This is a genomic window from Streptomyces sp. NPDC046866 (assembly GCF_040704625.1).
Taxonomy (GTDB): Bacteria; Actinomycetota; Actinomycetes; order Streptomycetales; family Streptomycetaceae; genus Streptomyces.
In genome coordinates this window covers 1-6,955 of the sequence record NZ_JBEYXN010000059.1, presented here as the reverse complement: position 1 = coordinate 6,955, position 6,955 = coordinate 1, and the positions used below count along the sequence as shown (strand labels likewise).

8 protein-coding genes and 1 pseudogene are annotated in these 6,955 nt (G+C 70.2%); all 9 read left to right on the top strand.

The features are described 5' to 3' along the window. Positions 1-339, top strand: a 339-nt coding sequence (locus AB0953_RS35245; RefSeq protein WP_366863689.1) for a hypothetical protein, incomplete at its 5' end; no start/stop codon positions are given. A gap of 313 nt (positions 340-652) precedes the next feature. Next, entirely contained in the window at positions 653-1,177 is a 525-nt protein-coding gene (locus AB0953_RS35240; protein ID WP_366863688.1) for a hypothetical protein, read from the top strand. Between the two features lie 4 nt (positions 1,178-1,181). Continuing rightward, complete coding sequence (locus AB0953_RS35235) at positions 1,182-2,072, top strand: Mu transposase C-terminal domain-containing protein (protein WP_366863687.1); 891 nt, start codon at positions 1,182-1,184, stop codon at positions 2,070-2,072. Then, positions 2,069-2,386: a hypothetical protein gene (locus tag AB0953_RS35230; RefSeq protein ID WP_366863686.1), complete on the top strand. Its 318-nt coding sequence runs from the start codon at positions 2,069-2,071 to the stop codon at positions 2,384-2,386. The genes AB0953_RS35235 and AB0953_RS35230 overlap by 4 nt, the downstream gene beginning before the upstream one ends. A gap of 185 nt (positions 2,387-2,571) precedes the next feature. Next, entirely contained in the window at positions 2,572-3,015 is a 444-nt protein-coding gene (locus tag AB0953_RS35225) for a hypothetical protein (RefSeq protein WP_366863685.1), read from the top strand. Further along, positions 3,012-3,854 (top strand): nucleotidyltransferase domain-containing protein, encoded by an 843-nt coding sequence (locus AB0953_RS35220; RefSeq protein ID WP_366863684.1) that lies wholly within the window; start codon positions 3,012-3,014, stop codon positions 3,852-3,854. The genes AB0953_RS35225 and AB0953_RS35220 overlap by 4 nt, the downstream gene beginning before the upstream one ends. Positions 3,855-4,540: 686 nt before the next feature. Next, positions 4,541-5,668 carry a transposase family protein gene (locus tag AB0953_RS35215; RefSeq protein WP_366863683.1) on the top strand — a complete coding sequence of 376 codons (1,128 nt, stop codon included), beginning with the start codon at positions 4,541-4,543 and terminating at the stop codon, positions 5,666-5,668. Next, positions 5,655-6,434: an ATP-binding protein gene (locus tag AB0953_RS35210; protein ID WP_366863682.1), complete on the top strand. Its 780-nt coding sequence runs from the start codon at positions 5,655-5,657 to the stop codon at positions 6,432-6,434. The genes AB0953_RS35215 and AB0953_RS35210 overlap by 14 nt, the downstream gene beginning before the upstream one ends. Beyond that, positions 6,434-6,955, top strand: a pseudogene (locus AB0953_RS35205) (hypothetical protein); the annotation flags it as partial. The gene AB0953_RS35210 and the pseudogene AB0953_RS35205, both read left to right, overlap by 1 nt.

Here is a 6,955-nt window from a genome sequence, read left to right as displayed (position 1 = left end):
GCACGGCGTGCTCCCTGCGGGCTCTTCCTGGACGGTCGGACGCCTGGTCCAACGGTGCGCGGCGCGGCTCGGTCACGTCGCGGACGGGTGGCGCACCACCAGGTTCCCGGGCTGGATCAGGAGCGGCTCGCGGAGACGCTGGCGTTGTTCCATGACGTGTGGGAGGGCGTCGATCCGGCGGATGTGGGATGGGCGGATACGACGGTGGCGCGGGGCAACTTCCGTACCTGGGTGAAGATCACCTCCCACGTCTACGCCCTGGCCAAGCGTGGCCGGGACATACGCGTGGACCGTGCGTTGATCGAGCAGGCCTGCGCCCGTCTGGGCCCCTACCCGTGACGAGCAGCGGCATGGGAGTGGAAGGGAAAGCCAGGCGAGGGACAGGGAGTCGGTTCCATGGTCGGTTCACGCGGGACGGAAGGCCAGCCGTCGTTGGACGCGCCCGAGCCGGTGCTCCAGGGCCCGGCTTTGGTGGCGCTGCGTGGTCCTGCTGTGCAGCGGTTGTTGGGGCTGCGGGCCCAGGGGCGTCTTTCGCGGGGGCATGTGCGCCTTGCGGGGGTGTGTCTGGGGGTGTCGGAGCGGACGGTGTGGCGGTGGCTCGCGTAGGCCGAAGCCGATCCCGGCGCGGGGGCTGTTCCGGGTGCTCGGTCGGTTGGACCGGTTCGAGGTGACGTCGGAGGTACGGGTGCTGCTCGCGTACTGGCGGGGCAACGCCTCGGCGGTCCACCGGCAGTTGGTCGTCCGGGCCGGGGTCGCAGCGGGGAAATCGGCCATGCCGGTTCCAGGCGGTGCGCCGATGGAGGCGGTGCCGTTGCTGGATCCGGTGCCGTCGTTGTCGACCTTCCCGCGCGCGGTGCGCCGTGACCTGTCCGCGGGTGAGCGCGCGGGTCTGGCCCGCGGGCCGGAGGCTGCCCGGGCCCACGATGTGTTCGGGCGTCGCCCGACGCAGTGGCGGAACCAGACCTGGGAGGCCGACCACGTCCAGGCGCCGCTTGTGGTTGACGCGGACGGGGAGCTGGTGCGCCCGTGGGTGACATGGTTCATTGACGTCGCGACGAAGACCATCACCGGGACCGCGGTCACTCCCGGCCATCCGTCACGGGCCTCGATCCTGGCAGCTTTGCGCGCGCGCCGTGCTGCGTACCGGCCCATACGGGCCCGCGGGCGGTATCCCTGAGCACGTGCGGGTCGACCGCGGCCGGGATTTCCTGTCGAAGACGGTCCTGGGCGCCTTCGGCGTCCTGAACTCCAAGTTCGAGGATCTGCCCGCCTACAGCCCCCATCTGAAGGGCACGGTGGAGAACCTCAACCGGTGTGCGGACCGCATGCTCTTCGCCGTCCTGCCCGGCTACACCCTCACCCCCAAGCCTCGGCCCGCCAAGAAGAAGCCCGACCTCGACGATCCGGTGTCGCTGACGTTCGCTGAGTTCACCGCCGAGATCCTGGAGTGGGCACGGTGGTGGAATACCGAGCACCGCCCAGCCGGCCTGAACGGCCGGACCCCCGTCGAGGCCTGGCAGGCCGACCCCACGCCTCTCTCGGACATCCCCGAGGCTGCTTTGTGGGGGCTGATGTTGGAGGACGACGGCCGGGTCCGGAAGCTGAGCAGCCACGGCGTGCGCTGGCGGGGCCGGGATTACCTCGGTGCGTGGATGGCCGGCCAGGCAGGCCGCCACGTTCGGATCCGGCACATGCCCCACCACGACCATGAGATCGAGGTCTGCGACCCGGCTGGCCGTCACCTCGGCACCGCCCACCTCGCCGACGCCGCCACCCCCGAACAGCTCGACGAGCTGCGCCGCACCCGCGCTGTGCGGGCCCGCCGCCTGCGCGAGGAGGCCAAGAAGGCCGCGGCCCTGCGTCGGCAGCGCTTCGCCCCAGCCACCGCTCCCACGCCCGCCCAGCGCCTGGGCGCCGTCACAGCGGCCGAAGCCGACCGGGAGCTCGACGCGGCCGCAGACAGCGACATGGCCGCCCTGGCCCTGCCCGACCTCATCCCGCCCGCCCCACCACCCGACGACTGGAACACCCCAGCCTCCCTGCGCCACGCCGTCCGAGAGGAGAAGCGATGACGAGCCAACTGCCGCCGCGAGAGACCGACCACTACACCCAGCTCGCGGACGCCACGGTCGTCATCGACTCGGGCGCTCCTGGCCGCGAGGGAGAACATCACCGACACGATCGACGCCAGAGCGATGATGTGTCTCCACGGCCCGGCTCACGCAGGCAGACGCTCGCCGCGAACGTCTGCCTGCGTGAGCTTGAGCGGACCCGTGGCGAGGAGGTGTGCCGGATCAGCTTCAGGGCCCGTCCCACGGCCCGAGCGCTGCGCCACGACCTCTTTCTCGCGCTCGGTCTGCCGGGCGAACCTCCGCGTCACCCGTGATGGGCGTCGTGTGATGTGCACTGGGTGTGCGTCATGGGTTTTCGCTGGCGCTGGGCTGGGGCGCGGTGGTACGGGGGTGCCGGTGAAGGCTGGTGTCGTTTGCTGTGTGGGGTGCTTGTCGCCCCTGTGGGTGGGCATGGCGGAAGGCTGGGTGGGGGCCTGTTGTGTCTGGCTACGCTCGGTGGATGCCGTCGTTTGCGGGTGATCCGCGTCATGAGCGTCTTGTCGCTGTGTTGGTGCCGTTGTTGCGTCGTTCGTGTCCGCCGGGTGGGGGTGGCTTCGGCGGGTCGTACGAACTCCGGCTCGGGGTTGACGAGGCAGAGGAGTTGGGCGGGGTCGATCTGATCCGTTCGGCGTTGCGGAAGGCCGGCCGGTCGCTGGGGTGGTCGCGGCTGCAGACGTTCGGCGGTTTCTTTCCGCAGGCCGCTGTGGCGGGTGTGGTGGACCGGCGGGAGATCCCCGAGGAGTTCTCAGCCGCCGTCGAGGAGTATCGGATGGAGCGGGGCAGGGCCGCGGCGGACGTCGTTGGACAGACGTTGCTGGACGGGAAGCCGCGTGCGGTGCCCGGTTCTGTTTTCGTGGTGGCGCAGGAGTTCCGCGCCACGTATGCAGAGGGAGCCGCGGGGTGAAGCGGGAGCGGGCGACGCGTCTGCTGGCGGACATGATCACGCGGCTCGAGGGTGGTGACTGGCCGCTGGGCCTGGTGGAGGAGGTGTACGTCTTCGGGTCGTACGCGCGCGGTGCGCTGGAGCCGAACGATGTCGACGTCGTCATCGAGCACGGTACGGACAAGCGCTGGCTCGGAGAGTCGCTCCATGCCTCGATCAACGGGCGTGATTCCTACGTGGGGATGCGGCAGGCCCTGAGGGGCCGCACCCGGGGTATCTCCTTCCAATTCCGCGGCCGCAGCAGTCTGCAGGACGAGGGCTTCGAGCTGTTCTTGCTGTGGCGTAAGGGCGAGCCGTTCTCTCTGGCTCGCGAGCGCCTTGCCTCCCTGACAGCGGATCCCGAAGCCGGGACAGCGCCCAGGGACCACATGCTTGCGGAGTTCGAAGGGCTGGAGAGCCTCGTGCCGCGCGCGGCAAGGATCGAGCTGTTCGGCCGCCACGCGAAGGGAAAGATCAGCATTATGCCGCTGCGGCTGGTGGATGGGGAGCTCGAAGACCCTGAAGCCGCCTGGCATGTACGGCGGCGGTGGGTGGAGACGAGCCCTCTGCGCCGCGCAGCGACGTGCGCCCTGGTGGCGTTGGAGCAGCACGGCGTAGATCTGGGGGAGGTGACGCTGCACGGCCAGAGGCTGTTCGGCCGGGAGCAGCAGGCCGAGCGTTGCTTCGTCGATCTGGGGTGGAACGGCTTTGGTTACATGGGCCGTCTCCTGGACGGCGGAGTGACCTGGCTGGAGGTCTTGCGCCCGCATCGCAGCAAGCCCATGGACGCCCTGCTCATCGAGCCGCGATCGGGTCGGTAGTCCGCGTCCGGGTAGCGATAGTCCGCCCGCCTGCGGTGAAGTAGGGGGTCAGCTTCATTCGTTCGTGTTGGCCTGACCGGCGTGTCGGGATGGACACCTCTGCGCGTGGACAGCCGCATGGTGCGGGGTTTGGGCTGGGGGTGTGTGGGTGGCCGATGAGATTTCTGCTGGCGAGGACATGCCGTGGTGCCGGGGTGCGGGGCGTGAGGATGCCGTGGCGCGGTTGGTGGTACTCGATTCGCGGGGAGAGCTGGCCACGGAGCATGCGCGTGCGGTTGCTCAGGCTGTTGGGGTGTCGCTGCGGACGGTGTGGAACTGGGTGGCGGTGGCCCGGCGTGAGGGCCGGTTGTCGGCTTGGACGCCAGGCCGGGCCACAGTGACTCCCGATCTGCGTGTGCGTCTGGTGGTGTGGGGCGGGAACGTGGCCGCAGTGCACCGGGAACTGGTTGCTGAGGCTGCTGCGGCTGGTACACCGGATGCGGTTCCTTCTCTTCGTACGCTGCAGCGTGCCGTGCGTCAGGACCTGTCGCCGGGGGAGCGGGCGGGGTTGAAGGGCGGGGAGGCGGCACGCCGTCGGTATGACGTGTACGGCAAACGCCCTCCCGTGCATCGGAACGCGTGCTGGGAGGGGATCACAAGCGGATCCCGGTCAGGGTCGCTCTGGACGGGGCGGTGGTTGTCCGTGGGTGACGTGGTTCATCGATGTCGCGTCGAAGGTGATCGTGGGGGTGGCGGTCACCCCGCATCAGCCGGCCCGGGAGGCGGTCCTGGCCGCGCTGCGCACGGGGATCAGCCGCGAGGAGCCCTACGGGCCGTTCGGGGGCCTGCCGGGGCGGGTGCGGGTGGACCGGGGCAAGGACTTCCTGTCGAAGGCGGTGTCGCGGGCTCTGGGCGCTTTCGCGGTCCCGGTCGATGATCTCCCGGCGTACAAGCCCTACCGCAAAGGCACGGTGGAGGCGCTGAACGGTGCGGTCGAGGAGATGCTGCTCGTCTCCCTCCCCGGGTACACCCGCCGCGCCCGGCCCGCGCAGGCGTACCGGCCCGATACAGTGGAGGACCTGCTGCCCTACCCCGACTTCGTGAAGGTGTTGCTGGACTGGGTGGCCTGGTGGAACACCGAGCACCGCCCCTCCGGCCTCACCGGCGGCCGTACCCCTGCGCAGGCCTGGGAGGCGGACCCGGCACCCGTCGAGGACGTCCCGGAGGAACGGTTGGCGTTCTTTGCGCTGGAGGACGACGGCCGGATCCGGAAGATCTCCACGAACGGGGTCTCCTGGAGGCGCCGCGCCTATATCGCGGACTGGATGGCCGGCCACGTCGGCACGAAGGTACGGCTGCGGTACCTGCCGCACTTCGACGGGCGGATCGAGGTGTTCTCCGCCGAGGGCTGGGGCCGGCATTTGGGCAGTGCCTATCTCGCCGAGGCCGCGACGCCGGCTCAGCGCCGGGCGCTGTCCCGGGTCCGTGAGAGCAGGGCCAGGGCGTTGAAGGCGGACCTGAAGGCGGCCGAGAAGCTGCGCCGTACCCGCTATACGGCCACGACAACGGCGGCTGCGCCGGGCCGGCGGCGTACGGAGACCGCGAGCGAGGCGCAGGCCGAGATCGTCCGGGCCCAGGCGGCGGATCTGGCGGCCCGCGCGCTGCCGGACCTGATCCCGCCGCGGGAGCCGCCAGCGGGCTGGGCACGGGCCCCGTCCGGGTCCTGGCACTACCCCCTCCGCCGCGAAGCGCAGCCCCACCGTTGTGCCGGCCGATACAACGGATACCGAGCCCGGTTCGGGCAGCAGGGAGTGACAGCAGATGGCTACCGCTGAACGCAGGGGACGCCTGCCCCGGGAGCGGGAGGACCACTTCATGCGCCTGCCGGGCGCACAAGTGGTCTCCACCCGTGCGCTGCTCACGGCAAGGGAGAACATCCGGGCCGCGATCGAGGCGAAGGCGATGATCTGCATCTATGGGCAGGCCGGCAACGGCAAGTCCTTCGCGGTCAACGCCTCGCTGCGCGAGCTCGCGCCGAAGTTGACCCGCCGGATCCAGTTCCGCGCGCGCCCCTCGACCCGGGACCTGCGCCACGAGCTGTTCCACGCCCTCGGCCTGCAAGGGCGTCCGCCAGCGCATGCGATCGAGTTCGACCGCATGCTGCGCGGCGCGCTGGAGGAGCCGCATGTCCTGGTCTGTGACGAGGCCCAGTGGCTGTCCAAGATGTGCTTCGAATACCTGCGCTACCTCTGGGATGACGCCGATTCCGACCTCACGATCGTCTTCACCGGCGGCAACGGCTGCTTCGAGATGCTGCAGAGCGAGCCGATGCTGGAGTCCAGGGTGTACGCATGGCAGGAGATCGACCGGATGTCCCTGGACGAGGTCCTGGCTGTCGTCCCGGCCTTTCACCCGATCTGGGCCGACGCGGACCCGGAACTGATCGCCTTGTGCGACCAGGAAGCGGCCCACGGGAACTTCCGGGCGTGGGCGAAGATCACCCACCACCTGACCGTCGGGATGAAGGAGTCCGGGCGCAGCGTGGACGAGGACTTGCTGCGCTGGGCTTACAGCAAGCTGAGCCACCGCGCGGCGGCCTGATGCTCCACTGCCCGAACCCGCCACCGGTCACCGTGGTCCTGGACCCCTACGACGACGTGATCCACACCCGCGCCGCCCTGGCCTCCCACGCCCCGCATGACGGACGCATCACGGTGCACCCCACTCCGGGCACCGACTCCGTCATCGCGCTCGCCTACGACATCCTCGCTGCCCTGGGCAAGCCCGTTCCCCTGGACGGCTACCGCCAGCTCGATACCGCACCGGCCTGGTCGATCGCCGCCGCCTGGATCCTCGCCACCCCCATCACCCACCTCACTCTCCTGCGCGCACATCTGCTGACTCCGCACCGGTTCAAAGAGCTCCTCGTCCTGCGCCGACGCACGGGGGTCCGGCTGGTCCTTGTCTGCCACCACCGCGCCATGCGCGCCTTCCTGGAGCGCGAACTGCAGCAGGTGGAGCACACCATCACCGAGGCCTCCGCGCTGCTACCCGCGCCCGAGCCAGCCACCCCCAGCCAGCAGGCGCCTGGGCCGCTGCGCCCGCTGGCGAACCGCTGGATC

What these genes read in the sequence shown, in the direction of transcription:
- AB0953_RS35230 (WP_366863686.1), top strand. Translation starts at nt 2,069, where the DNA reads ATGACGAGCCAACTGCCGCCGCGAGAGACCGACCACTACACCCAGCTC.
- AB0953_RS35225 (WP_366863685.1), top strand. Translation starts at nt 2,572, where the DNA reads ATGCCGTCGTTTGCGGGTGATCCGCGTCATGAGCGTCTTGTCGCTGTG.
- AB0953_RS35210 (WP_366863682.1), top strand. Translation starts at nt 5,655, where the DNA reads ATGGCTACCGCTGAACGCAGGGGACGCCTGCCCCGGGAGCGGGAGGAC.